The 26,915-nt window shown below is 57.3% G+C and carries 23 protein-coding genes and 2 tRNA genes; 12 read left to right on the forward strand and 13 right to left on the reverse strand.

What is annotated here, in order from left to right:
* Window positions 1-114: 114 nt before the first annotated feature.
* From ACR0M9_RS06315 to ACR0M9_RS06325, 3 genes are all read right to left on the reverse strand, one after another.
* Window positions 115-189: transfer RNA gene (locus tag ACR0M9_RS06315), tRNA-Gln, on the reverse strand.
* Window positions 190-279: 90 nt separating this feature from the next.
* Window positions 280-1,269, reverse strand: coding sequence for an NADPH:quinone reductase (locus ACR0M9_RS06320; protein WP_480773125.1), 990 nt, complete (start codon window positions 1,267-1,269; stop codon window positions 280-282).
* Window positions 1,270-1,380: 111 nt separating this feature from the next.
* Window positions 1,381-1,842: an SH3 domain-containing protein gene (locus ACR0M9_RS06325; RefSeq protein ID WP_480486491.1), complete on the reverse strand. Its 462-nt coding sequence runs from the start codon at window positions 1,840-1,842 to the stop codon at window positions 1,381-1,383.
* 198 nt (window positions 1,843-2,040) lie between these two features.
* Between ACR0M9_RS06325 and ACR0M9_RS06330 the strand changes: the two genes are divergently transcribed.
* The 6 genes from ACR0M9_RS06330 to ACR0M9_RS06355 all read left to right on the forward strand — a co-directional run bounded on the left by ACR0M9_RS06330 (window position 2,041) and on the right by ACR0M9_RS06355 (window position 9,857).
* Complete coding sequence (locus ACR0M9_RS06330) at window positions 2,041-3,027, forward strand: 2-hydroxyacid dehydrogenase (protein WP_480773257.1); 987 nt, start codon at window positions 2,041-2,043, stop codon at window positions 3,025-3,027.
* A 20-nt stretch (window positions 3,028-3,047) separates the two neighbouring features.
* Window positions 3,048-3,437, forward strand: a complete 390-nt coding sequence (locus tag ACR0M9_RS06335; RefSeq protein WP_480773126.1) for a GFA family protein — start codon at window positions 3,048-3,050, stop codon at window positions 3,435-3,437.
* A 111-nt stretch (window positions 3,438-3,548) separates the two neighbouring features.
* Entirely contained in the window at window positions 3,549-5,339 is a 1,791-nt protein-coding gene (gene ggt / locus ACR0M9_RS06340) for a gamma-glutamyltransferase (protein ID WP_480773127.1), read from the forward strand.
* Between the two features lie 93 nt (window positions 5,340-5,432).
* Window positions 5,433-6,842 (forward strand): FAD-binding oxidoreductase, encoded by a 1,410-nt coding sequence (locus ACR0M9_RS06345; RefSeq protein ID WP_480773128.1) that lies wholly within the window; start codon window positions 5,433-5,435, stop codon window positions 6,840-6,842.
* 86 nt (window positions 6,843-6,928) lie between these two features.
* Window positions 6,929-7,207, forward strand: coding sequence for a hypothetical protein (locus tag ACR0M9_RS06350; RefSeq protein ID WP_480482071.1), 279 nt, complete (start codon window positions 6,929-6,931; stop codon window positions 7,205-7,207).
* A gap of 142 nt (window positions 7,208-7,349) precedes the next feature.
* The gene (locus ACR0M9_RS06355) at window positions 7,350-9,857 is read left to right on the forward strand and encodes a GcvT family protein (protein ID WP_480773129.1); all 2,508 of its coding nucleotides are present in this window, start codon (window positions 7,350-7,352) and stop codon (window positions 9,855-9,857) included.
* 41 nt (window positions 9,858-9,898) lie between these two features.
* On the opposite strand, the gene ACR0M9_RS06360 is transcribed toward ACR0M9_RS06355, so the two are convergent.
* From ACR0M9_RS06360 to ACR0M9_RS06370, 3 genes are all read right to left on the reverse strand, one after another.
* Window positions 9,899-10,234, reverse strand: a complete 336-nt coding sequence (locus ACR0M9_RS06360; protein WP_209504659.1) for a carboxymuconolactone decarboxylase family protein — start codon at window positions 10,232-10,234, stop codon at window positions 9,899-9,901.
* 69 nt (window positions 10,235-10,303) lie between these two features.
* Window positions 10,304-10,957, reverse strand: a complete 654-nt coding sequence (locus ACR0M9_RS06365; protein ID WP_480773130.1) for a DUF938 domain-containing protein — start codon at window positions 10,955-10,957, stop codon at window positions 10,304-10,306.
* Window positions 10,954-12,027, reverse strand: coding sequence for an NAD(P)/FAD-dependent oxidoreductase (locus ACR0M9_RS06370; RefSeq protein ID WP_480773131.1), 1,074 nt, complete (start codon window positions 12,025-12,027; stop codon window positions 10,954-10,956). The genes ACR0M9_RS06365 and ACR0M9_RS06370 overlap by 4 nt, the downstream gene beginning before the upstream one ends.
* Before the next feature lie 186 nt (window positions 12,028-12,213).
* Between ACR0M9_RS06370 and ACR0M9_RS06375 the strand changes: the two genes are divergently transcribed.
* Both ACR0M9_RS06375 and ACR0M9_RS06380 read left to right on the forward strand, forming a co-directional pair.
* On the forward strand, window positions 12,214-12,618 hold the full coding sequence (locus ACR0M9_RS06375) for a hypothetical protein (RefSeq protein WP_480773258.1): 405 nt from the start codon (window positions 12,214-12,216) through the stop codon (window positions 12,616-12,618).
* Window positions 12,615-13,847, forward strand: a complete 1,233-nt coding sequence (locus ACR0M9_RS06380; protein WP_480506169.1) for an HlyD family secretion protein — start codon at window positions 12,615-12,617, stop codon at window positions 13,845-13,847. Before ACR0M9_RS06375 ends, ACR0M9_RS06380 begins: the two co-directional genes overlap by 4 nt.
* Window positions 13,848-13,909: 62 nt before the next feature.
* Here the strand turns inward: ACR0M9_RS06380 and ACR0M9_RS06385 are convergent, their stop codons facing one another.
* From ACR0M9_RS06385 to ACR0M9_RS06415, 7 genes are all read right to left on the reverse strand, one after another.
* Window positions 13,910-15,055, reverse strand: coding sequence for an iron-containing alcohol dehydrogenase (locus ACR0M9_RS06385; protein ID WP_480773132.1), 1,146 nt, complete (start codon window positions 15,053-15,055; stop codon window positions 13,910-13,912).
* Window positions 15,056-15,122: 67 nt separating this feature from the next.
* A complete protein-coding gene (locus ACR0M9_RS06390; RefSeq protein WP_480773133.1) occupies window positions 15,123-16,505 on the reverse strand; it encodes an aldehyde dehydrogenase family protein in 1,383 nt (460 codons plus the stop codon).
* A 94-nt stretch (window positions 16,506-16,599) separates the two neighbouring features.
* The gene (locus tag ACR0M9_RS06395) at window positions 16,600-17,961 is read right to left on the reverse strand and encodes a glutamine synthetase family protein (protein WP_267364712.1); all 1,362 of its coding nucleotides are present in this window, start codon (window positions 17,959-17,961) and stop codon (window positions 16,600-16,602) included.
* Window positions 17,962-18,018: 57 nt separating this feature from the next.
* Window positions 18,019-19,056 (reverse strand): TRAP transporter substrate-binding protein, encoded by a 1,038-nt coding sequence (locus ACR0M9_RS06400; protein WP_209504652.1) that lies wholly within the window; start codon window positions 19,054-19,056, stop codon window positions 18,019-18,021.
* A 57-nt stretch (window positions 19,057-19,113) separates the two neighbouring features.
* Window positions 19,114-20,439, reverse strand: a complete 1,326-nt coding sequence (locus ACR0M9_RS06405) for a TRAP transporter large permease (protein ID WP_267367377.1) — start codon at window positions 20,437-20,439, stop codon at window positions 19,114-19,116.
* Entirely contained in the window at window positions 20,439-20,960 is a 522-nt protein-coding gene (locus ACR0M9_RS06410; protein WP_480475706.1) for a TRAP transporter small permease subunit, read from the reverse strand. Before ACR0M9_RS06410 ends, ACR0M9_RS06405 begins: the two co-directional genes overlap by 1 nt.
* A gap of 16 nt (window positions 20,961-20,976) precedes the next feature.
* Window positions 20,977-21,762 carry an N-formylglutamate amidohydrolase gene (locus ACR0M9_RS06415; RefSeq protein ID WP_480773134.1) on the reverse strand — a complete coding sequence of 262 codons (786 nt, stop codon included), beginning with the start codon at window positions 21,760-21,762 and terminating at the stop codon, window positions 20,977-20,979.
* A 103-nt stretch (window positions 21,763-21,865) separates the two neighbouring features.
* Here ACR0M9_RS06415 and ACR0M9_RS06420 point away from each other — a divergent pair, with 103 nt between their 5' ends.
* The 4 genes from ACR0M9_RS06420 to ACR0M9_RS06435 all read left to right on the forward strand — a co-directional run bounded on the left by ACR0M9_RS06420 (window position 21,866) and on the right by ACR0M9_RS06435 (window position 26,912).
* Window positions 21,866-22,738 carry a MurR/RpiR family transcriptional regulator gene (locus ACR0M9_RS06420; RefSeq protein WP_267364875.1) on the forward strand — a complete coding sequence of 291 codons (873 nt, stop codon included), beginning with the start codon at window positions 21,866-21,868 and terminating at the stop codon, window positions 22,736-22,738.
* 103 nt (window positions 22,739-22,841) lie between these two features.
* A tRNA-Gly gene (locus tag ACR0M9_RS06425) sits at window positions 22,842-22,915 on the forward strand.
* A 127-nt stretch (window positions 22,916-23,042) separates the two neighbouring features.
* Window positions 23,043-24,863 carry an ABC transporter transmembrane domain-containing protein gene (locus ACR0M9_RS06430; protein WP_480773135.1) on the forward strand — a complete coding sequence of 607 codons (1,821 nt, stop codon included), beginning with the start codon at window positions 23,043-23,045 and terminating at the stop codon, window positions 24,861-24,863.
* Window positions 24,864-25,022: 159 nt separating this feature from the next.
* Window positions 25,023-26,912, forward strand: coding sequence for an acyl-CoA synthetase (locus ACR0M9_RS06435; RefSeq protein WP_480773136.1), 1,890 nt, complete (start codon window positions 25,023-25,025; stop codon window positions 26,910-26,912).
* Window positions 26,913-26,915: the final 3 nt, after the last annotated feature.

Consider the following 26,915-nt stretch of genomic DNA (forward strand, 5'->3'; position numbering starts at 1 on the left):
TCTCGCAAGAGCATGCACCTGCGCGTCTCAACATGGCGCTGATATCAGAAAAGCCGCTGAGAACGCGCCAAAATCCGGACCTAGATTCATAGTGTGTGATATTAGGGAAAATCATGGCTGGGGTGGTAGGATTCGAACCTACGATACACGGTACCAAAAACCGCTGCCTTACCACTTGGCTACACCCCAACGGTGAGCGGCTATCTACGATTGTTGATGGCAGGGTTCAAGAGCGTTTTGCAAAAAAAACGAGCGCCGTAAAATTTTTTTGAGGGCCTCTCATTTGGTGTCGATCAACACCGCTCCGGTACGGTTGCCTTCCTGTACCATCGCATGGGCGGCAGCGCATTCTTCCAGTGTAAAGACCTTATGTACGGGGCAGATCAATGCGCCATCAGCCAGTGCCTTGTGGAGTGTCTTTATTGCGGCGGCGCGCAAGTCTACGGGCAGCAGGTAGATCAGGACCGCCTCGAGTGTCACTGCCTTGAACATCATGGGTCCAAAGGGAAAGACGGGTGTCATATTCCGGGCAGATCCATATGCGTTGATACGGCCGTTTTCGGCGATGACGGCAATGTTGGTGTCAAGGTTCTGTCCAAATTCGACATCGACGATTCGACCAATTGCACGTCCATCATTTGCGTCGAGAATCTGATCCGAAAGGTGTTCACCGGAGTAGTCGAGAACGACATCTGCACCAGCTGCCTTGACCCGGTCAAAGCTGCGGGTGCTGGCCGTTGCGATCACTTTGGCTCCGGCCCATTTGGCAAGCTGGACAGCCAGATACCCGACAGTACCCGCCCCACCATGGATCAAAATGGTTTGCCCGCGCGGCGTGCCGCCCGAGAACACTGCGTGGCTTGCGGTAAGGCCCGGAATTCCAAGAATCGCTCCGGTTTCAAGTGACACCGTCTCGGGCAGTTCTACAGCCTGAGATTCAGGCAGGGTGATGTGGCTGGCAGCTGTACCGAACGCGCGTTGCCATTGCCCGTTCCAAATCCACACGCGCTGACCAATCCGCGTCGCGGGTACGCCATCGCCAACCGCTGTGATGACTCCAGCCCCGTCGCTGTGCGGAACGATCAGCGGAAACGGAGGTTCTGTGACACCCGGTCGGGTTCCCGCGCGGGCCTTGACGTCCGAGGGATTTACGCCGGAATAAGACAACTCGACCGTGACTTCACCCGGTCCAGGCGGAACTGGGGGAATATCCTGTATGCGCAAGACATCGACAGCGTCTCCGAAGGCTGAATAGGTGACTGCGCGCATAGGGTCCTCCGTTTAGGTCGAGTTAAGCGGCGATTGGGCCGGTAACTCAAACAGCTTGTCGCGCTTTTTCGGGGCGATGCGCAACCGCGGATACCGGAAATTGTCTTTCGCCTATTCCCGAATTTCGGAAGAATCGACGCCCCAAAGGTTCGATTTCAGTGTCCAGCCACGGTATCCGCCGGCGGTGATCCTGCACCAGTCCAGCGAACAGGCTCCAAGGCGCGCCACCACTCCGGTCTCGAAATGGGCATTCACGGGCGAGGTCGGGTCGGGGCGGGCATAAACAGGCAGCATCTCGGATTCGATCAGCACCGTTCGGACGCCAGACAACAAGGCATAGTGAACCCAGCCACCCGCGCCGTCGCGGTCTTGGACCTTGCGCCAGTTGCCGTATTCGGCAGTGACCTGCAGCGGCATGCCACGCCTTTTGAATACCCAATCGATTCGGTGGGTTAGGGATGGTCCGCGCCGCACGTTCCCTTCGGCTGCCTTCATCGACACATATCGGGGCAGGGGCAGGTTGGTGACCGATCCGCGTTTGACTTCGGCATGTGCGGCGTAGGCACCGAACATGACCAGAAATGCGGAAACTACCGCCAGAAATCGGCGTTTTACCGGTCGAATACCACTCACTGACTGCCCGCTCTTATGCCTGTTGATCCGGTTTTGAAAAAAGGTCGACTCAATGCCATTGGGGTTCTTGTGCCCCGCCTTATCCTGCGCCACGATGCCATGGCGCGCGTCCGTTTGCAAAGCAGTGGGAGAGCCGAGGTGCCAAGAGAACGTTTAAGTGTTGTTGTTACGCGACGGTTGCCTGAGGCAGTAGAAACCCGGTTAAGCGAATTGTTTAACGTGCGCCTGCGCGACGACGACACCCCAATGACGCGTGAGGAATTAGTAGCAGCGGTGCAGGATGCCGATGTGCTGGTGCCCACGGTGACCGATACCATTGATGGCGGGCTATTGGGTCAGGCGGGTGAAAAGTTGCGGCTGATCGCCAATTACGGGGCTGGTGTCGACAATATCGATGTGGCGACGGCGCGGCAGCGCGGCATATTGGTGTCCAACACGCCCGGCGTGCTGACCGACGACACGGCAGATATGACCATGGCCCTGATTCTCGCTGTGACACGGCGCATTCCCGAAGGGTTGAGCGTCATGCAGCAAGGCGACTGGACCGGGTGGGCACCCACCGCGTTTCTGGGTGGTCGCATTGGCGGGCGGCGTTTGGGTATTCTGGGCATGGGCCGGATCGGACAGGCCGTGGCCCGCCGCGCCAAGGCGTTTGGTATGCAGATCCATTATCACAACCGCCGCAGATTGCGCCCAGAGATTGAGCAAGAACTAGAGGCGACCTATTGGGAAAGCCTGGATCAGATGGTGGCGCGTATGGACGTGATATCAATCAACTGCCCATCGACGCCGTCGACCTTCCACCTGATGAACGCGCGCCGCCTAAAGCTGATGAAACCCTCGGCGGTGATCGTGAATACTTCGCGGGGTGAGGTTATTGACGAGAACGCTTTGACCCGGATGATCCGCGCGGGTGAAATTGCGGGCGCGGGGCTGGATGTCTACGAACAGGGAACCGGTGTGAACCCGCGCTTGCGGCAGTTGCCCAACGTGGTTCTGCTGCCGCATATGGGGTCGGCCACGCTGGAGGGCCGGGTTGAGATGGGTGAAAAGGTCATCATCAACATCAAAACCTTCGAAGATGGCCACCGCCCACCGGATCAGGTTGTGCCTGCGATGCTCTGACGCGTCGGAAAGGATCATGGATGGACGTGTTTGAAGGGGGATGCCGTTGTGGAAAACTGCGCGTCACGGCTTCGGGTTGTCCTCTTCGCGTCGGGATTTGCCATTGTCTGGACTGCCGCAAACACCACGGCGCGTTGTTTTATGCGGTGGCTATTTTTCCGGCGGATGCGGTTAAGATCACCGGAAATGTGAAAGGTTATTCCGACCGGTACTTTTGCCCTGATTGCGGATCTCCGGTATTTGCCCGAAGCGGTGCCGAAGTCGAAGTGCATCTGGGCTGTCTTGACGCGCCTGACCAATTCATACCGACATATGAATGCTGGACCAAACGGCGCGAGGCGTGGCTACCCGAATTTGCCGAGACAACCCGCTATGATCAGGATCGTCGCGCCGAAGAAACCGAACCGTAGGGGAAATGGCGAAACTTCGCTGTGATAACACGCTGCCATGCCTGATCGTTGCAGAGGGGGCAAAATCCTTACAGGATTGAAAATAAAGATTGTATTGGAGGGTTAGAACAGATGAGACATGTTTCAGCACTGCTGCTTACTACCGCACTTGCTATTTCGACACCGGGGTTCGCGCAGGAAACAGCCGATGCCGTTGCACCCGAAGCCGCGACAGAAGGGCAGGTTCAGGCGATGACCGACGAGGTTATTGCGGCCCTCGAAGCCAAGCTTGAGGGAGTCCCGGTCACATCCGAAAACTGGATGATAGCTGCGGCCAATCCGCTGGCGGTCGAGGCCGGGGCCAAAGTGCTGCGCGCGGGCGGGTCTGCCGCGGATGCGATGGTTGCCGTGCAGGTCGTGCTGGGGCTGGTCGAGCCGCAATCTTCTGGTCTGGGCGGGGGTGCGTTTCTGGTTTGGTACGACGCGGCCAGCGGGCAGATGACAACGCTGGACGGGCGCGAAACGGCCCCCCTTGCCGCTACCCCGACGCTGTTTCAGGATGAAAACGGCGAGCCGCTGAAATTCTTCGATGCGGTGGTGGGCGGATTGTCGGTGGGTACACCGGGTACGCCTGCACTGCTGGAAGAGGCGCATCGAAGATGGGGGCGCGCGTCTTGGCCCGGACTGTTTGCCGACGGAATCCGATTGGCGGATGAAGGGTTTCTGGTTTCCCCGCGTCTGGCCAGCCTTGTAGAAAACGATGCTGACCGCCTGTCGCGCTTTCCCGAAACAGCCGCATATTTCCTGCCTGACGGTCAGCCGTTGCAGCAGGGACAGCGGTTGATGAACCCGGATTATGCCGAAACATTGCGCATGCTGGCCAGCGATGGCGCTGCCGGTTTTTACGGAGGTGAGATCGCTGCGGATATCGTGCGAACAGTCCGAAACGCCCCCGGAAATCCCGGCGTTCTTGCGGGGGTGGATCTGGCGCTCTACCAGGTGATCGAACGAGAACCGGTTTGTGCCGATTACCGCGCCTACGAGGTTTGCGGCATGGGTCCGCCGTCGTCGGGTGCCCTGACCGTCGGGCAGATTCTGGGGATGTTGAACAGCTATGATCTTGCAGCAATGGGCGCCGAAAGTGCCGAGGCATGGCGCCTGATCGGCGATGCTTCGCGCCTCGCCTTTGCGGACCGTGGGCGGTACATGGCAGATAGCGATTTCATACCCATGCCCACCAAGGGGCTGGTTGATCCGGGTTACTTGTCCCAGCGGGCGGCGTTGCTGGAAAGCGAAGTGGCCTTGTCCGAGGTCGCACCGGGCCAACCGGAATTTGACCATGCTTTGATTTGGGCGGACGACGTGTCGCTGGAACTGCCGTCAACCTCGCATATCTCGATCGTGGACAGCTATGGCAATGTGTTGTCGATGACGACGACGATCGAGAATGGTTTTGGGTCGCGCCTGATGACAAACGGGTTCCTGCTGAACAACGAGCTTACTGATTTCTCGTTCAAGACACACAGCGACGGCGTGCCGATTGCCAACCGGCTGGAGCCGGGCAAGCGTCCGCGCTCATCCATGAGCCCGACCATCGTGTTGCAGGATGGCGAGCCGGTTCTGGCTATCGGGTCTCCGGGCGGCAGCCGGATTATCGGCTATGTCGCCAAGTCCATCATCGCCTGGGCCGATTGGGGAATGGACGTGCAGCAGGCGATTTCCCTGCCTCATCTGGTCAACCGGTTCGGAACATATGATGTCGAGGCAGCGACTTCGGCGGAAGGATTTACAGACGCGCTTGCTCAGTTGGGTTTTGAAGTCAACGCACGCGACCTGACTTCGGGGCTGCACGCCATCGAAATCGGTGACGGGCTGAGCGGTGGTGCCGACCCGCGCCGCGAAGGAATTGCGCTGGGCGAATAGACCCTCGGTATTAGTGGGGATTGCCTGCTTTCAACGGGCCTTTTAGTCATAGGCTGAAAGGCCTGAAGTGCTTTGGGGCAGGGGAGGATGACAATGGTGCAGGCAACCGCATTGCCAAGGAATGAAGCTGGTATTGAAACCGTCATAAGCATTCTCAAGCAGCGCTTTGGCGACAGGTTGCAAACGGGTGCCGCTGTCCGTGAACAACATGGGCACACCACGACCTGGATCGAAAACCAAAGCCCCGATGCCGTGGTTTTCCCGCATTCGACGCAGGATGTTTCGGACATCGTCAAAACCTGCGCGGCGCACCGGGTGCCAGTGATCCCGTTCGGAACAGGAACATCACTGGAAGGGCATGTAAATGCGCCGGCGGGGGGCGTCTCGGTCGATCTGACACAAATGGATAGTGTGCTTGCAGTTCATGCCCAGGATCTGGATTGTGTCGTGCAGCCCGGTGTCACGCGCGAAGCGTTGAATACCCATCTGCGCGATCTGGGCCTGTTCTTTCCGATTGATCCCGGGGCGAATGCGTCGCTGGGTGGAATGGCTGCCACTCGCGCGTCGGGCACCAATGCGGTGCGCTATGGGACGATGAAGGACAACGTTCTCAGCCTTGAAGCCGTGATGCCAGACGGTCAGATCATCCGTACCGGGCACCGGGCCAAGAAATCTTCGGCCGGCTATGATCTGGCCCGTCTTCTGATCGGGGCGGAAGGCACGCTGGGAATCATCACCGAGCTGACATTGCGGTTGCAGGGTATCCCCGAAGCGATCAGTTCGGCCCGGTGTTCCTTTCCGACTGTCGATGCCGCGTGCCGTGCGGTGATGATGACGATTCAGTATGGCATCCCGGTTGCCCGGATCGAGTTGCTGGACGAGTTGTCGGTTCAGGCCGCCAACGCCTATTCCGGGCTGAGTCTGCCGGATACACCGTTGTTGTTGCTGGAGTTTCACGGCTCGGAAAGCGGTGCCACAGAGCAAGCTGAAACCTTTGGTCAGATCGCCGAAGAGTTTGGCGGCACGGATTTTGCAGCGACTTCGACCACCGAAGAACGGAACAAACTTTGGCAGGCACGGCACGATATGTATTGGGCGTGTCTGCAACTGCGCCCCGGTGCGCGGGGCATCTCGACCGATGTCTGCGTACCGATCTCGCGTCTGGCCGAATGTGTGACCGAAACGCAGAAAAAAGCTGCCGGCCTCGGCTTGTTGGCGCCCATCGTGGGCCATGTGGGGGACGGCAATTTCCATACGCTGCTGCTGATCGACATGGAAAACGTTGAAGAAGTTGCCAAGACCGAGGCGTTTGTCGGCTGGCTGAACGACATGGCGATATCCATGGAAGGCACGTGTACCGGTGAACATGGCATCGGGCAGGGAAAGAGACCGTATCTGACCAGGGAACTGGGCGCCGCCACGCGATACATGGCTGCGATCAAGGCCGCGCTGGACCCAGACAATATCATGAATCCCGGCAAGATCTTGTCGGATGACACGTAGCCATATTCACCCCCTGGTCCGTATTTGCGCCCTCAAAACGTCCACATGTCATGGTTTCAAAGGGTTGATGACAGAGGATGGTCGACATGAGCGTAAAATATCTGGCGGGGTTTGTAGCCATCTGCGGGTTGGCCGTTGTAGGGCTGGACTATGTTCAGCAAGCCAAAGCATCGGAAAGTGGTTTGGGCGTGAAAGAATATCTTGCCTCGGTCTCCTCGCGTGTCGGTCTTTCTGACGGCTGGTTCACGGCAGAGGCGCAGCCTTCGCCATCACAGGAACCGGCGGTGAAGAATCCCTCGGAAGAGAGTGGCAAATTAGTTTGCGTCTCGGTCGGAACAAGCAAACGTTGCCGTTCCGGTGGTTGAGGGCAGCGGTCCAACGAATGAATTGCGACCCGCTTTCGATATTCGGGTCGTTTTTTTCATATCACTGGTCGGATGAATGTCGCGCTTTCCCCCTTAAGTGCGCCATATGGTGTCAACTGATTTCAAGGGGAGACGCCCGGTTATGAAAACCCAAGTCAAAGCATTGGTCGTAGGCGGCGGCGCCGTCGGGACCTCGATTGCCTATCATCTGGCCAAAGCGGGCTGGGACGATGTGATGTTGATCGAACGGGACGAACTGACGTCCGGGTCCACCTGGCACGCCGCGGGCCTGTTGCCGCTGTTCAACATGTCCTATGCGACGACCCATATCCACAAGTATTCGGTGGATTTCTACAAGACGCTTGAGGAAGAAACCGGCCTGAATGCAGGCTTCGCGGTTGTGGGCAACCTGCGCATGGCACAGACGCAAGAGCGTATGGACGAATACATGCTCTATGCCTCGACCGCCGAAACCTGTGATGTGAAATACGAATGGCTGACCCCGGACCAGATCAAGGAACGCTGGCCGCTGATCGAGACATCGGATCTGAAGGGCGCGATCTATCACACCGAGGACGGTTATATTAACCCTGCCGACGTGACCCAAGCGATGGCCAAGGGGGCCCGTCAGCGTGGCGTCGAAATCGTGCGCAAGATGCAGGCTGACGCCTTCCATTGGAACGGCACGCACTGGGAAGTGACCTGCACCAAGATGGTCGAAAAGGGCGGCAACCTGGTGCCTTCCGACGAGCAGGTCGTAATCACCGCCGAACATGTTGTGACCGCGTCGGGCAACCACGCGCAGCGCACTGCCAAGATGCTGGGCATCAAAATGCCTGCAATCCCGGTCGAACACACCTTTATCGTCATGGACAAAGACCCCGAGTTGGTCAAATGGCGCGAAGCAGGCAACCCAGAGCACCCCGTTGTCCGCGATGCCGACAACGAATCCTATGCACGTGAAGAACGCGGTGGCTGGATTCTTGGTATCTACGAACACGGCGCCCCTGCGCAGTTCGAATTCGGCGTTCCGGACAGCTTCCGCGCCGACCTGTTCCCGCTGGATCTGGACCGGATCGCCGAGCAGTATATGGCAATGGCCGAGCGCGTGCCGTCCTGTGCCGAATCCGGCCTGAAGGACGATTTCAACGGCCCGATCTGCTATACACCGGATGGCAACCCGCTGGTTGGTCCGGCTCCGGGTTTGCGCAACATGTGGCTGGCCGAGGGTTTCAGCTTTGGCATCACCGCTGCGGGTGGCACCGGCTATTATCTGGCACAGATGATGGTCGATGGCGAAGCCGAGATCGACATGGCATCGCTGGACCCTAAACGTTACAGCAGCAACTGGATGACCACCGAGTTCGCGGCACGCAAGAATGAAGAATGCTACGAGCATGTCTACATCCTGCACCACCCGGATGAAGAGCGTGAAGCCTGCCGTCCGCTACGGACCGTTCCGGCCTATGATCGCCAGAAAGCCCGCGGTGCTCAATTCGGCTGGGTCAATGGCTGGGAACGCCCGAACTATTTCGGCCCGCTGGACGCGCCCGAGAATTTCGACAAGGAAGCACGCTCGTTCCGCCGTGGCGGCTGGTGGCAATATGCCGTCGAAGAGGCCAAGGCGATCCGCGAAGGCGTTGGCCTGATCGACGCATCGGCCTTCACCAAGCATGTCGTCAAAGGCCCCGGTGCCACGCAGTTCCTGGATTGGTTCACCTGCAACAAGCTGCCCAAGGTCGGTCGTATCAACCTGACCTACGCGCTGACCTCGAATGGCACCACCCGCACCGAATACACCATCGTCCGCAATGGCGAGAACAACTACTACATCGTCTCTGCCGGTGCATGGACCGAGTACGACGCCGACTACCTGCGTAAAGCGGCCGAGGACAAGATGGAGGAGTTCGGTTACATCGAAATCCAGGACGTGACTACGCAATGGGGCGTTTTCGCCATCGCCGGACCCAAGTCGCGTGACGTTCTGAAAGAAGTCATCAAGGACGCCGATCCGGAAACCGCGCTGTCCAACAAGCGCTTCCCGTGGTTGTCGGCCCGTCAGATCGAACTGGGCATGTGCCCCGTGAACGCGATCCGCGTGGCCTATACCGGTGAGCTGGGCTGGGAACTGCACCATCCGATCGAGATGCAGAACTACCTGTTCGATTTGCTGGATAAAGCCGGTGAAAAGCACGGCATGAAACTGGTCGGTGCCCGTGCCCAGAACTGGCTGCGTCAGGAGAAATCCTATCGCGCCTTTGGCACCGAACTGGGCCGCGATGCGACCCCGCTGGAAGCCGACCTGCCGCGCTTTGTCGACCTGTCCAAGGACTTCCACGGCAAGGCCAAGCTGGAAGAGACCGGTGTGCGCGTCAAGTGCTGCACCTTGCTGATCGACGGTCCAGCGGATGCTGACCCGTGGGGCCGCGAGGCGCTGTATACGCCGGAAGGCGAGCGTGTAGGTCGACTGACCTCGGGCGGCTATTCTGTCGCGTTCGAGAAGTCGATCGGCATGGGCTATGTGAGGCCTGATCTGGCGGTCGAAGGCACCAAGCTGAAGGTCAAGATGCAGGACAAGTTGTGGGATGCTGTCGTGACATGCGACAGCCCCTATGATCCGAAAAACGAAACCATCCGCAAGGACGGCTGATCAATCTAAGGCCCCGGAATTTCCGGGGCCTTTTCTGTTGGTTACGCGGATAGTTCGTCGAAACATTCCAACGCCTTGGCAGCATACATCATGGCTGGTCCACCACCCATCTGAATAGCCATACCCAAAACGTCGGACACCTCTTCGCGCGTTGCGCCCGCTTTGACCAGCGCATCGGTGTGCAGGGTAATGCAGGGCTCGCAGCGGAGCGACACCGACATGCCCAACGCGATAAATTCCTTGGTTTTATAGTCGAGCGTTCCGCCTTCCTTCACAGCCTTCCCAAGCGCGCCGAATGCGCGCGAAGTGTCGGGAATGGCCCCGTTGAGGTTGCGCAAACTGGTGCGCGTCGCCGAGAGCTTTTCTTGCCAAGCCATATTGAGTGCCTTTTTCATATAAGATAACGGGAATATGTGCAGGCAGTGGTAATTTGACTTTGATCTCGATCAGTTGGCCGGGCGCTCGGAAACAAATGCAAGGTTATTTGCGGGCATGTCGATGGTTTTCAGCACGCGCAACCCTACGTCCTGAAACAGGCCAAGCATATCTTCGTCGTTCTTGTATCCAATGTCTGGATCTTGCCCGATCAGAGCCTCGTGAAACCTTTTGTCCCCGTCGCTTGTCAATTGGCCCGAGCGTTTGAATGGGCCGTACAAAACGAACCTCCCATTTTCAGTCAGGGACTGAGCGATTTCGGCGAAAATGGTTCTGGTGTCCTGCCAACTGATCAAATGTATCAGGTTGATCAAGACGATCAGGTCCTGCGAAGGAAAGCGGGTATGCCAGCCCGAATTCGTTGCGTCCAGATGTTCGGCGCCTGCCACGTTGGGTAAGGCGCTGGCATAGGCGTCGATGCTATTGCGGCGCTCAGGGTCAGGTTCGGTGGGATGCCACGTCAGATCGGGCAACAAATCAGCAAATCCACAGACATGCTGACCGGTTCCGCTTGCAATCTCCAGCGCGTGCCCGCGGCGCGGTGCCCAGTCTTGTAGCAACGCACAAAGCGCATCCAAGTTTCGCGTCGCTGCCGGGGCCACCAGTTTTCCATCCTCACCCGCGTTGGCGACACTCGCAGAGGGCGGTAGATTGCGTTTTATCATCTGTTCAACCTGTTTGGGGTCAGCGACTTAACACTGTCTGGATCCAGCACCGGCGTGTTTCCAACCACCAGATCACACAACAACTGCGAAGCTGCCGGTGCTGTTTGGAAACCATACCCGCCTTGACCCGCAGACCAGATGAACGATGGATCAATCGGGTCAGGCCCAAGCACCAAGGTTCCATCTGGTGCGAAACTGCGCAATCCTGCCCAGTTTGTTTCGACGCGTGTTACTGGTTCGGTCATCAATTCTTCATAGCGCGCCAGACCTTCGGCCAGCACCATATCGTCGGCATAGGCGTCCTGAGGTGGTACCGGGTCGGCTTCGGCAGGCGAAACAAGCAGCTTGCCCGCGTCCGGTTTGGCGTACCATGTTTCACCCGTGCCCAGCATCATGGGCCATCCGGATACATCATGGCCTCCGGGGGCGGGCAGCCGCGCCATGGATCGGCGGCGAGGAGTGATGCCGATAGGTGGTATCCTGGCAAGCATGGCGATCTCGTCCACCCATGCACCGGTCGCATTCACCAAATTGCGGGCTTCGAAGATTTGCCCGGCCTCGACCAGCCAATGCCGCTCTTTTCGAATACCGGTTACTTTGCTTTTCGTTGCAACGGTTCCTCCGTTCTGGCGAATGGCCCGCGCGAAATCCTGCAACAGGCGATCGGTATCGATGTCAAACGCAGCTTCACTGATAGCCGCGAAACCCACCTTGGCCGGGTTCAGGATCGGAACGCTCGAAACCGCCTGATCGATGGGAATTCTTTCCATGTTCAGATCCTTGCGGTCGGCTTCGAAAACCTCGCTTTGGTCAAACGAACCGATCAACATCAGTCCGCGCCGTGTCAGGTACCCACCGTTCTGTGTGTGCAGGAACGCGGCCCCAGCCGTGTTCAGCGCCACCACGGATGGCGGACCATAGCTTTGCTCAAACAGGGCTGCCGAGCGACCCGACGCGTGATACCCCAAGGCGTCTTCGGCCTCCAAAACCATCACGGTTCCATGTTCCGACAAGCGCGCGCCCGCACTCAACCCGGCAATTCCGCCCCCGATGACGAGGAAATCGATCATTATTTGTGTTCCTTCCGCAGCAGGTTCGCCACAAGTTTTCTGGGTTTCATTTAGCTCTCTGGGTCAAGCACTTGGCATTTCGAAGAATCTCCAAAATATATGCAGCCTTGAATTTGGGCTTCAACCCGTTCAAAGAAGTATCAAAACGAACAGGAGGGCAAGGTGACCGCAGCAGATCTTCATCCAATGGCCACTGGGCACATTCCCCGATACGTCGTCGCAGCTGACGGAAGCGATTACCTTTTTTCGGCTATGGTCGTCTTCTTTGTCATTCTCGTGGTGCTGATCGGTGTTGGGTACCTGACGCTTCATTCGGTTCCGGAAAAAATGGCGCACGAGAACAACCATCCGCAATTTCAGTTGGTGGGCATTCTGGCACTGCTGGCCCTGTTTACACATAACGGGATATTCTGGATTGCCGCTGTACTGGTCGCAGGATTCCAGTTTCCGGATTTCGCCTCCCCACTTAGAAACATCGCCGATGCCATTCGTTCTCTTGGAGGTGCAATTGCTCCGGAACCGGTGCCCGAGGCACCTGCTCCAACCCCTGGCGTTTCAGAAGTCACCGACGTGCAGGAGCAAAACACATGATTGAGACTCTGCTTTGCGCCCTGATCACGGTGCTGCCCGATTATCTGTTCCGCCGGTTTGTTCAGGGCAAACGTATCGGTCACGAGATCACCCTTTTCACCATGTGGTACGAATTGCGCTGGGGCCTTACGACCTGTGCCATTCTGGCGCTGACGGTAATCACCACGCTGTTCTATTTTCACCCAGCCAGTAAAACCGCAGCGTCCTATTTTCGAACCGTGACGATCCTGCCGCAACTTGGCGGGCGCGTTTCGGAAATATTCGTCAAGAATAACGAGTTGGTAACCGCTGGTCAGCCGATTTTCAGGATCGAAGATTTCAGCCAGGCAGCGCAGGTTCAGGCGGCAAATGCACAGATTGCACAGGTTCAGGCCTCGCTGCGCGTGGCTGAAACTGATCTGGCCGAGGCTGATGCCGGTATTGCCGGTGCCAAGGCGGCTTTGGCGCAGTCCTTGGACGATCTTGAAAGAAATACGACCCTGCGCGACCAAGGTTCAAGCGCTGTCCGACTGACCGAGATTGAGCGGTTGGAAAACCTTGTTGCCGAGCGTGAGGCGCAGGTTGTTGCGGCCGAATCCAGACGTGCGGCAGTTGAACAGCAGATCGAGGAGCTGATCCCCGCGCAACTGGCCAGTGCCATTGCACAGCTGGACGCCGCGCAGACCGAGTTGGACAAAACACTGATTGTCGCCGGTGTTACCGGACGGGTCGAGCAGTTTAGCCTGCAAGTCGGTGATTACGTGAGCCCCTTGTTGCGCCCTGCTGGCATCCTCGTTCCATCGCATACCGGACATGACCGTTTTCAGGCGGCTTTCAACCAACTGTCTGCTCAGGTGATCAAGCCAGGTATGATCGGTGAGTTGGGCTGCATGACCAAGCCTTTCACCGTTATCCCCACTGTGGTGGTCGAGGTGCAGGATGTCATACCGTCCGGCCAGATCCGTCCATCAGATGAATTGCGGGATGTACAGAACAATACTAATCCCGGATCAATTCTGGTCTTTATGGAGCCGCTGTATAAAGGTATGGCCGATGACATTCCTCCAGGCAGCAACTGTCTGGCCAATGTCTACACCGACAACCATGACCGTCTGGAACACGAGGATTTGGGCTTTTGGCAAGCTGCTTTCCTGCATGTGGTTGACACAATTGGCGTGGTCCATGCGGCAGGTTTGCGTTTGCGCCTGATCCTGATGCCGGTCAACACTCTGGTACTGACCGGGCATTGATCCGGCACCAGTAGAACAGTTCTTAAAGCGCCCGGCAGGTTCCTTGCCGGGCGCTTGTTTTTTTACAGTGCTGCTTTGAACAGCTGTGTCAGGTTTTCTTTGGTCAACTCAATCGGGTTCCCGCCGCATGAAGGGTCGATGATTGCGCCTTCGACGAGGGTTGGGACTGAGGTTTCGGTCACGCCGAGGTCTGCCAGCTTTCGCGGGATACCAAGGCTGTCGTTGAATTCCTGCACAAAGGCGCGGAAGCCATCGAACCCTCCGTTGATGCCCAGATAGGCGGCAGCGTTCTGGAACCGGTCGGCGATGGCGGGGGCGTTAAAGTCCAGCACGGCAGGCATACAGACCGCGTTTGTGGTGCCGTGATGGGTGTTAAAGTGCGCGCCAACCGGGTGGCTCATGGCGTGGATCGCACCCAGTCCCTTCTGGAACGCGGTCGCGCCCATGGCCGCCGCGCTCATCATCTGGGCGCGGGCCTCAATGTCGCTGCCATCTGCGTAGGCGCGCGGAAGATAGTCTTTCACCAAACGCATGCCTTCCAGTGCGATGCCCTGGCTCATCGGGTGATAATGCGGGCTCGAATAGGCTTCGACACAATGCGCGAAGGCGTCCAGGCCGGTGCCTGCGGTGATGAATTTGGGCATCCCAACCGTCAGTTCAGGATCGCAGATCACCACCGTTGGCAGGACCTTGGGGTGGAAGATGATCTTCTTGGCGTGGGTCTCGGAATTGGTGATGACACTGGCACGACCAACCTCGGACCCGGTCCCCGCAGTCGTTGGAACCGCAATGATCGGCGCGATTGCATCCGCGTCGGCGCGGGTCCACCAGTCACCGATATCCTCAAAGTCCCATACCGGGCGCGTCTGGCCGCACATGAAGGCGACCATCTTGCCCAGATCCAGCCCCGAGCCGCCGCCAAAGGCAATCACACCATCGTGCCCACCGGCCTTGTATGCCGCAACGCCCGCGTCGAGGTTTTTCTCATTTGGGTTTGGGTCCACATCACTGAATACACCGCGGCCCAGACCGGCCGCCTCCATGATATCCAGCGTCGCCGATGTGATCGGCAGATCGGCCAACCCTTTGTCCGTGACCAGCAGGGGTTTCTTCATCCCGGCTGCGGCACAGGCTGCGGGCATTTCCTTGATGCGCCCGGCACCAAATTTGATTGCGGTCGGATAGGACCAGTTTCCAACAAGTGACATGTCAGGTTTCCTTTGTGATTTGAGACCTGCTCGGGCGAGGGGGTCAGACCCGAGCAGGCCGTCGTCCTTAGCCCGTGACCTTCTTCAGGTGGTAGGATTTTGGACGGGTGAGATTGTGATAGCCGATGACCGAAAGACCACCGCCGCGTCCGGTATTCTTGCAACCGGTCCAGCACAGGCCAGGATCCAGATAGTCGGCCCGGTTCATGAAGACGGTGCCGGTCTCGATCTGGTCGCCCACACGCGCCGCTCGGTCCACATCGCGGGTCCAAAGGCTGGCAGTCAGGCCAAATTCGCTGTCATTCATCAGCGCGATGGCCTCGGCATCCGAGGACACTTTCATGATGCCCACCACCGGGCCAAAGCTTTCGTCCCGCATCAACCGCATATCATGGGTGACATTGGTCAGGATCTGCGGCGTCAGATACGCGCCGCCATCATCCTCGGGGAAGGGGTCGATATGTGCGACCGCGCCGGCCTCAACCGCTTCGGCAATTTGTGCGCGCACCTCGTCAGCGAAACGCACATTTGCCATTGGGCCTATCGTGGTTTCGGTGTCCAGCGGATTGCCCAGCTTGTATCCCTTCACGATGTCTACGGCCTTGGCGACAAAGTCGTCATAAAGGCTTTCGTGAACGTAAATACGCTCGATCCCACAGCAGCATTGGCCTGAATTGAACATTGCGCCGTCGATCAGCGTGTCAACCGCCGCGTCCAGATCGGCGTCGTCCATAACATAACCCGGATCCTTGCCGCCCAGTTCAGTTCCGACGCCCGTAAAAGTCCCCGCCGCCGCACGCTCCATGGCCTGACCGCCACCAACCGAACCGGTGAAGTTCACAAAGTCGAACGCGTTGCCCGCGATCAGATCATTGGTCACGTCGTGGCTGAGGAACACGTTCTGGAACACGTCTTCAGGCACACCCGCCGAATGGAACGCCTGCGCCATCCGCTCACCAACCAACAAGGTCTGGGTCGCGTGTTTCAGAACAACGGTGTTGCCCGCGATCAAAGCGGGGGCCACCGTGTTGATCGCCGTCATGTAGGGGTAGTTCCAGGGCGCAACTACAAAGACCACCCCATGCGGAATGCGCTTGATATAGCGTTTGAAGGTTTCATCCTCGCCCACGGCAATATCTGCCAGTGACGTCTCGGCGATCTTTGCCATATGGCTGGCGCGTTCGTTGAATCCCCCAAACTCGCCGCCATAGCGCACCGGGCGGCCCATCATATGGGCCAGTTCCGGAACAATCTCATCATTCATCGCGCCGATGGCCGCGACGCCCGCCATCACCAGATCAATCCGCTCCTGCAACGGACGCGCTGCCCATCCGGCCTGCGCCGCCCGCGCACGGTCAGCAATTTCAAACGCAGCATCCCGAGACAGTACTTCTCGTTCGGCAAATACCGATCCATCGATCGGCGAGACACATTGCAACATCTGCCCCATAGTCACTCCATCTCTAAAGAGAGCAGGATCCCTGCTTCATCTGGCCATAAATATCCCGGGGTGCGCGAGGGGCCGGCCCCTCGCTTCCTCCATCTCAAGCCCGCTCAAACCCGCGGGCAATTTCCCAATCGGTTACCACGCGTTCGAATTCCTCGATTTCGACCTCAGCCGCGCGGGTATAGTGATCGACAACGTCATCGCCCATGGCCGCGCGCAGCATCTGTGATCCGTGCAAAGCGTTGCGTGCATCCTTCAAAGTACCCGGGATCTTTCCCGTCTCTCCCTGATAGACATCGCCTTTGGTCGGCGGCTGCAACTCCAGCCCTTCTTCGATCCCCGCGATCCCGGCCGCCAGCATCCCTGCAATCGCCAGATAAGGGTTCATGTCCGATCCCGGAATACGGCACTCGACCCGTATCGCCTTGGTGCCATCCCCGCACAGGCGGTACCCTGCCGTACGGTTGTCTACCGACCAGATGATCCGCGTCGGCGCAAAGGTGCCCTTCATGAACCGCTTGTAGCTGTTGATGTACGGCGCCATGAAATACGTGTAATCAGCGGCGTATTTCAGCAGGCCGGCCATATAGCTTTTCATCAGCGCCGACATGCCCAGTTCATCCCCGGCATCATAGAAGGCAGGTTTGCCATCCGCCCAAAGCGACTGATGCACGTGCGACGAGCTGCCAACCCTTTCATGATGCCATTTCGGCAGGAAGGTCGCCGCATGACCCTGCTGCCAGGCGATCTCTTTCACCGCGTTCTTGGCGATCGAGTGATACTCTGCCGTGTCCATCGCAGGCGCGTATTTGATATTCAGTTCTTCCTGTCCGGCCTCGGCTTCACCTTTGGTGTTCTCGACCGGAATACCCGCATCCCACAGGTGGTTCCGGATCGGACGCATCACATGCTCTTCCTTGGTGGTCTGCAGAATGTGATAATCTTCGTTATACCCCGAGATCGGCTCCAAATCGCGGAACCCTTCCTTGCGGATCGCATCAAAGCTTTTCGCGAACAGGAAGAATTCCAGCTCGGTGGCGCACATCGCCTCATACCCCATCGCCTTCAGGCGGTTCACCTGCTTTTTCAGGATCGAGCGCGGCGCATGTGGCACTTCCTCATGGGTGTGGTGATCCAGCATATCGCACATCACCATCGCGGTGCCCTCCAGCCAGGGCACCGGGCGCAATGTGCTCAGGTCTGGCTTCATCACATAGTCGCCATAACCCCGCTCCCAACTGGTCGAGGCATACCCATCCGGCGTCGCCATCTCGAGATCCGTGGCCAGCAGGTAATTACAGCAATGGGTCTCTTCCCACGCGCCAGCCACAAAATGACCTGCATGAAAACGCTTGCCCATCAACCGACCCTGCATGTCAACCATGCAAACCAATACAGTGTCGATCGCGCCGTCTGCGACAAGCGATTTCAGGGTTTCGAAAGTCAGAGTTGCGGTCATGAAACAAACCTCATGCGTTGAGTAGGGGCGCCGCATGACAGCGCCCCTGTTTTGATATCAATCGAATGTGTAAGGAGCGCCGGCCTGGTTGATGACCGAGTTGTACTCACGGAAGATGCCAACGATCTTCTGGTGAATTTCGCCTTCCTGTGCGACCTCGTCCCAGAATTCGATAGCGGCATTTTCCACTTCTTTCCATTCTGCCGCCGGAACCTGTCGCAGCTGCAGTTTGTCACCATTCGCGCGCAAGGCCGCTTCGCCGCCCCAATACCACTGGTTACGATAGGTGTGGCCTGCTTCGACACCTGCCATCACAACCGATTTCAGGTGGTCAGGCAACTCGGCCCAGCGTTCCTGGTTTGCAAACCAGGACCCGATCCACGCGCCTGAGATGTTGTTGGTCAGGAAATAGTCGGTCACATTGGCCCAGCCAACAGTGTAATCTTCAGTGATGCCCGACCAGGCCATTCCGTCCAACTCACCGGTTTGTACCGCCACTTCCGCGTCTTCGTAAGGGATATTGACCGGCACAACACCAAACTTGGCCAGGAAACGCCCGGCCGTCGGGAAGGTATAGAGCTTCAGCCCATCCAGGTCGCCAAGGCTCTTGATTTCCTTTTTGGTGTTGAAGTTGCAGGGGTCCTGACCCGCTGCCGACAGCCACGTCACGCCAACCTTCTCATATTCCGAGCGCCAGATATCAGCCAGACCGTACTGGTTGAACAGCACCGGAACGTCCAGAATATGCTTGGTGGCGAAGGGGAAATAACCACCGAACTGACGCAGCGGAGTAGGCGAAGCCATGGAATCGTCGTCTGAATGCACACCGTCAATCGTGCCGCGTTGCAGGGCCTGGAACAGTTCACCTGTCGGAACGATCTGGTCCGCATAGAACAGTTCGATCTCAAGTTCGCCATTGGCATTGGCGTTGATGTAATCGATGGCTGGCTTGGTCACATGTTCGCCCAATGCGCCACCGGCATAGGTCTGGAACCGCCACTTGATGGCGGATTGCGCTTTGACGATCGCAGGAGATGCCAGTGTGGCGGCCCCCGCCAGACCGGCGGAACTTAGAAATCTGCGTCTTGTAGTCATTGTCTTTCTCCTCTGTTTAGTCTTGCTGAACTTCGCCCCTTGCCGGGGTCTTGTGACTTAATTTCCATAGACATAATTCGGCAGCCAAAGCGCGATTTCAGGAAAGATGATGATTATGGCCAAGGCGCAGACCATCACCAGAACAAAAGGAACGATCGAACTGTAGATATCGCGCAGCGAAATCTCCGGGGGGGCCATCGCGCGCATCAGGAACAGGTTATAGCCGAATGGCGGCGTCATGTATGCGATCTGCGTGGTGATCGTATAAAGCACGCCGTACCAGATAAGATCAAAACCAAGCGCACCCACCAACGGAACGTAAAGCGGCGCGACGATAACCAGCATGGCAGTATCGTCCAGAAACGTACCCATCAGGATAAAGCTGAGCTGCATGAGAACCAGGATCATCCACGGGGAAAGACCCAGTTTTTCGGTGAACAGGCTTTCGATTGCCTTGACCGCACCCAACCCGTCGAAGACAGCGCCAAAAGCCAGAGCCGCTAGAATGATCCACATGAACATACACGAGATGCCGAGGGTGTGCCGAATTGAATTCTCGAAAACCGTGCGTGTCAGCCGTCCTTTCAGAAAGGCAGCCAGCATGGCCGTGGTGGCGCCGATGGCGGAGGATTCCACCAACGAAGTCCAGCCGTTAACAAAAGGGACCATCATCACCATGAAAATGCCCAAGGGTAACAATCCGGCTTGCAACAGCAGCAGCTTTTCTCGCAACGGAATGTCGCGGTCTTCCGCGGGCAGGACCGGGCCGAGCGACGGGTTGATGCGGCAACGGATGACAATGTAGATGATGAACATGGCCGCCATCATCAGCCCGGGTATCACTCCGGCAAGCCATAGCTGGCCAACGGGTTGCCGCGCGATCATGGCATAAAGAACCAGAACAACGGATGGTGGCACCAGAATCCCAAGGGATGATCCGGCCTGAATGACGCCGGTCACCATGCGCTTGTCATAGTTCCGGCGCAGCAATTCCGGCAAGGCGATCGTAGCGCCGATTGCCATTCCTGCAACGGACAGCCCGTTCATTGCCGAGATCAAAACCATCAGCCCGATGGTTCCGACAGCCAGACCACCGGACAAGCCGCCCATCCAGACATGGAACATCTTGTAAAGGTCATCTGCGATCCGACTTTCGGAAAGGATGTATCCCATGAAGATGAACATGGGCAGTGTCAGCAGCGGGTACCACTTCATGACTTTGATCGCAGCGGCAAAACCCAAGTCGTAGCCGCCCCTATCCCCCCATAGGAACAAGGCTGAAACCACAGCGACACAGCCGATTGCACCAAAGACGCGCTGGCCGGTCAGCATCATAAGCATCATTGATGCGAACATCAGCAAGGCAATCATCTCGTATGACATCAGATTACCTCACGCGGGATATCGTCGCCGCACAGGCGCAAGATATCCTTAAACAACTCGGAAACGGCCTGCAGCAACATCAGGAAGATGCCGATAACCATGATCAGCTTGACCGGCCACAGGTAGGGCCGCCAGATCGTCGCGCTGCGCTCTCCACCATATTGGAATGAATACATCAGGCTGTCCCATCCACCCCACAGCAAGATGAGCAGATAAATGATCAGGAATACAACCGTGAAGGCATCCGTCCAGGCCTTGCGGCGATGAGACCATTCACCATAAAGCAGGTCCATTCGCACGTTCGACCCCATCTGGATCGAATAAGGGCCACCAAGCATGTAGTAGGCCACCATGGCGAACTGAGCCATCTCGAGCGTCCAGAGCGACGGCACGAAAAAAGTTTTCGAGACCGAAGACCAGAACAGAATACCCATCATGACGAATATGCCGTACATGACGACGCGCCCGATCCAGCGGTTCGTTCGGTCAATGACCGCCACGTAGCCCCGCAAGAACTTCATCTCGTTACCTCAACTCTCATTGTTTCGCCTCTGTGTGCGAATACGCATTAATGACCGTTTGCAGGATCGGCGTCAGGATCCCGGCAATGCGGTCTACTCCCGTTGGAGTGTCGATGAGATCGTTTCGAACCTCGACCATGACATTCGGAAGCCCCCGACTGATCGCATGTTCCTGCAACGTATGCGTGACGCCATCCGTGGCAGAGTAAGGTTCGTTCAACGCGGCTTTCAGACCCGAGCCCTTGGCACAGCGCAGCATAAGTTGGGCCGCCCTGTCGTCTTCGTCATGAAGAATGCCCAGTTCGACTGATCGTGTTTTTCCGTTGTAGACGGGCGTGAAGCTGTGCATTGTGACTACGACAGGCGGTCGGTCCCGCGCGTCCAGAGTAGACGACAACAGTTGTTTGAACGGCTCATAAACCTCGCGGATCCTTTGGGCACGTTGAGCGTCCGTCAGGTTTTCGTTGCCGGGAATGGAAAATACTTCGCTTACCTCCGGCATTGCATCTGCACGTTCAGGTGAGCGGTTGCAGTCGTAAACAAGTCGGCTGATGCCGGAATGAACCAGCGGTGCGTCCAAGGCCCTCGTCAGTTCGACCGAAAGCGCCAATGCGCCGATATCCCAAGCGGCATGAGACAATGCGGCGTCCTCAGTCAGGCCCAATCCGTTCAGTGACGCTGGGATGAATCGGCTAGCATGTTCGCATACCAAAACGCATTGTGCCCGACCGTTGGCGTTCTGCACGCGGGCTGCCGGAGCTTCGGTTGGTAGTAGCATTGATGTCTCGGAATCGTGGTGCATAGGTAGCATTTGTTACAGCAACCTCAGACCTGTCAAGAAAATTACTGTAGACAAAATTACAAACGAACATATCCTGTAGAAAATTTGAGAAACGAAGGTGCCGATGGCCACCGTTGCGAAACTTGTCAAACAGCGGATCCAGGAAGAGCTTGACGATCTGACACGGTCAGAACGGCAGCTGGCCTCGGTACTTTTGCAGGATTACCCGATGACCGGCTTGCAATCGATCACCAAGCTGGCCGCTGCGGCGCAGGTCTCGACCCCGACGGTCATACGTATGGCACGCAAGCTGGGTTTCGACGGTTTTCCCGCCCTGCAGGATGCCCTGCGAGAAGAGGTTGCGGCACAGATCAAAAAGCCGATCTCGAAACGGGATGCCTGGGTTGTGGATGACGAGGCGGAACATCCCACAACGCGGTTTGCGCAGGCCGTTTGGACAAATATGCGCCACACGCTGGAACGTCTGGACAAAGAGATGTTCGACACCGTTGCCCAGCTTCTGGCAAACACGGATCGCCATCTTTACGTCGTGGGCGGGCGTATCACACGTTCAAATGCGGACTATCTGTTCAATCACATGCAGATTATTCGACCCAATGTGACGATGCTGGGCAATTCGGCAAACGTTTGGCCGCAGTACCTGCTTGATATGGATGAAACCTCGGTTCTGGTGATTTTTGATATCCGCAGATACGAGGCCTATCTCGAGAAGCTGGCGCAGGTCGCGTCCAACCGCGGTGTGACGGTTATCCTGTTCACCGACCAGTGGGGATCACCGATAGGCAAGACCGCCAATTACACCTTTCACGCACTGGTCGAGGCACCATCCAGCTGGGATTCAACAATTGCATTGCAGCTGATATCGGAAACCCTGATCGCTGAAGTGCAAGAGGCACGGTGGGAAGAAAGCAAGGAACGCATTGAGGAACTTGAGCGGTTTTTCTCCTCGACGCGGATATTCCGCAGTCACGATTGAAGGCCGTACATCCACCGGGAAATATCACGGTTTTGGTCGCGCGAATTTTCACACTTCCCGCTTGACGCGCCCCGGCGCATGACTTAACCAGCGCAAACCATTTGCGGGTATAGCTTAATGGTAAAGCCCCTGCCTTCCAAGCAGGCTATGTCGGTTCGATTCCGTCTACCCGCTCCAATCCCCACTGATTTCTGCGTCAAATGGCCCTTATGGCTGGCTGTTTTTGGCAGGAATGCTTGACCGGAACGACGGCTGAGGCCAAGAAAGCGTTCACTTTGTAGCGTTCAATTCACAAGGGCCGGACATGGCAAGACAGACCGCCAATAAACCAGCACAATCAGCGGCTCCTGGCGCTAGCGAAGAGCGGGCCCGCTCAAGGAAAATCGGGGTGCTGGGGTCGCTCTGGCCCTTTATGAAGCCTTACAGGTTATTGATGATCGGGGCGACACTGGCTCTGATCCTGACGGCCAGCATGACGTTGACCCTGCCATTGGCCGTGCGACGCGTGGTTGACAATTTCCGCATTCAGGACGGTGAATTGCTGGACTGGTACTTTTTGGCAGCGTTGGGCATTGCCGCTGTTCTGGCTGCGGGAACCGGTATCAGATATGCGTTGGTCACACGGTTGGGGGAACGTGTGGTTGCCGATATCCGCAAGGCTGTGTTCGATCGCGTGATCGGCATGAGCCCCGAATTCTACGAACGTATTATGACCGGTGAAGTGCTGAGCAGGATTACCACCGACACGACCCTCATCCAATCGGTTCTTGGCTCATCTGTTTCCATCGCGCTGCGCAATATGCTGATGTTTATCGGCGGGCTGGTTCTGATGCTGTTGACCTCGGCCAAGCTGACCGGGCTTGTCTTGCTGCTTATCCCCGTGGTGGTGGTGCCGATATTGATTCTGGGTCGGCGTCTGCGCGTGATCAGCCGCGAAAACCAGGATTGGATTGCGGCGTCATCCGGAAACGCGGGCGAGGCATTGGGGGCGGTACAGACGGTGCAGGCCTTTACCCACGAACAAGCCAGCCGCCAGCAATTCGATGAGATGACCGAGATGTCCTATACTGTTTCACTGCGTCGGATTCAGACCCGTGCAGTGCTGACGGTGATTGTGATCTTTCTGGTATTTTCAGGTATCGTCGGCGTTCTGTGGATGGGTGCAAATGACGTGCGCAACGGTGTGATGACCGAAGGCGTTTTGATTCAATTCGTGATCTACTCGATCATCATGGCGGGTTCTGTTGCGGCCCTGTCCGAGATTTGGAGCGAGCTTCAGCGCGCAGCCGGAGCCACCGAGCGTCTTGTCGAATTGCTGAATGCCGAAGATACGGTTTCGGACCCCGTTAACCCCGCTCCTTTGCCAAAGGACGTCCGAGGCGAAATCCGGTTCGAAGATGTCAGTTTTCGCTATCCCGCGCGCCCTGATACAATCGCGCTGGATCACTTGTCGCTTCAGGTAAACCCGGGCGAGACCGTTGCCTTTGTCGGACCGTCAGGGGCGGGCAAGACGACGATCATTCAATTGATTCAACGGTTTTATGACCCGAACTCAGGCCGGGTGATGTTGGATGGCCATGATCTGCGGGAATTGGATCGCACAGATTTCCGGAAGTATATGTCTTTGGTGCCGCAGGATCCGGTGATCTTTGCCGCCTCAGCCCGCGAAAACATTCGCTTCGGTCGTCTGGACGCAACGGATGCCGAAGTAGAAGCCGCAGCCCGTGCCGCCATCGCACATGATTTCATTGCCGCCTTGCCCGATGGGTATGACAGTTTTGTCGGCGAACGCGGTGTCATGCTGTCGGGTGGGCAAAAACAGCGTATCGCAATCGCTCGCGCCATTTTACGCGACGCACCTGTGCTGCTGCTGGACGAGGCGACCTCGGCCCTTGATGCGGAGAGTGAGCGTGCGGTGCAGGGCGCCGTGGATCAGATGCGTGCCGGCCGCACGACCCTGATTGTTGCGCACAGATTGGCGACCGTAAAGAAAGCCGACCGTATTGTCGTGCTGGAAGAAGGCCGTATCGTGGCGCAGGGCAGTCATGATGATCTGGTGTCCCAAGATGGGCTATATGCACGCCTTGCACGACTGCAGTTCACAGATGGCGTTGCGGCAGAATAGGAGTGACGCGCGGGCATTTGTCAATTCGCCGTAGCGTCATTCTACATTTTACCCCCTTTGAAGGCTAAGGCCTCGCTTGCGCGAGGGTTGTTTTGCTTCCATCTTGGTTGCGAACAACAAGCTCGTGCAAAAACACGGGAGAAAAACGGGAGGAACCACATGGCCTTTGTGGGATTGGAAGACAAGACGCGCATGGAACAGGAAATGTCGTGGGAGGATCGGGATCTGCCTGTCACCTTCCATCAGCTCCTGTCGCGCACGGCGGGGAAGTTCCCGAACCACAATGCCATCAGTTTTCAGCTTTTTTCTGGCCCCAATGACAAAGCCGAAACCCTGACCTGGTCTGAACTCCTGGGCAAGGTCAATCAGGCGGCAAACCTGTTTCGTTCGCTGGGTGTGGGTGAAAAAGACGTGGTGGCCTATGTGCTGCCAAACTGTAACGAAACACTGATTACCATGATGGGCGGTGCAGTTGCGGGGATTGTGAACCCGATCAATCCGCTGCTGGAGCCCGAGCAGATTGCGGCGATCCTGCGTGAGACAGGCGCCAAAGTGGTTGTTACATTGAAGTCTTTCCCGAAAACGGATGTTGCCCAGAAGGTGGAAGAGGCGGTGCGCCACGCGCCCAAGGTCAACACCATTCTGGAAATTGACCTGAATCGGTACCTGACGCCGCCCAAATCGTGGCTGGTTCCCTTCCTGCGCCCCAAGATGGGCGAAAAGGAAAAACTGGCACATGCGGACTACAAGAGTTTCAACAAGGAACTCGCTAAGCAACCAACGACGCTGACATTCGAGGACAGCAAGGACGATCGCGTTGCTTGTTTCTTCCACACTGGTGGGACCACCGGGATGCCCAAGGTGGCGCAGCATAAATACTCGGGCCTGATCTACAACGGCTGGCTGGGCAAAACACTGTTGTTTGACGAGAATGACGTCATCATGTGCCCGCTGCCGATGTTCCACGTCTTTGCAGTGCATGTGATCGTTATGGCCGCCGTGTCGTCGGGTGCGCATGTGATATTCCCGACACCTGCAGGTTATCGCGGTGACGGTGTATTCGACAATTTCTGGAAGCTGATCGAGCGCTGGAAGGTGAGCTTTATCATCACTGTTCCAACCGCGATATCAGCCAAGATGCAACGCCCGGTGGACGCAGATATTTCAAGTGTGAAAACCGCCTTTTCGGGTTCGGCGCCGCTGCCGGTGGAGTTGTTCCGCCGCTTCGAAGAGGCGACGGGCGTCACCATCGTCGAAGGCTACGGCCTGACCGAGGCCACCTGTCTGGTCTCGTGCAACCCCGTGGATGGCGAGAAAAAGATCGGTTCGATCGGTATTCCGTTCCCCTATACGGATGTCAAAATCCTGCTGGATGGGCCGGATGGGCCGACAGAGTGCGGCACTGATCAGATTGGTGAGATCTGCATCTCGAACCCCGGTGTGTACGCAGGCAACACGTATACTGAGGCCGACAAGAACATTGGTCTTTATCACTTTGACAAATACCTGCGTACGGGCGATCTGGGACGGTTTGACGAAGACGGCTACCTTTGGATCACTGGTCGCGCCAAGGACCTGATCATTCGCGGTGGTCACAATATCGATCCTGCCGAAATCGAAGAGGCGCTGCTGGGTCACAATGCGGTTGCCTTCGCGGGGGCGATCGGCCAGCCGGACGCGCATTCGGGCGAAGTGCCCTGCGCCTATGTCGAATTGGTCGATGGGGCGTCGGTCACTGAAAATGAGCTGCTGGAATATTGCAAGGTTCACGTGCATGAGCGTGCCGCGCAACCCAAGCACATTACCATTCTTGATGAGTTGCCGAAAACAGCCGTCGGCAAGGTGTTCAAGCCGGACCTGCGCAAACAGGCCATCACCCGCATATACAATGGCGCTCTTGAAGCTGCGGGCCTCGCTTCGCGGGTTGTTCTGGTGATCGACGATAAGAAGCGTGGCCTTGTCGCGCAGCTTGACGCGAACGGATCTTCGGAAGACGATGTCGCGAAAGTCCTGGGCGCATATACCCGACCCTGGGAGTGGTCCGAATAAGTT

The organism is Ruegeria sp. CH2 (assembly GCF_056537065.1).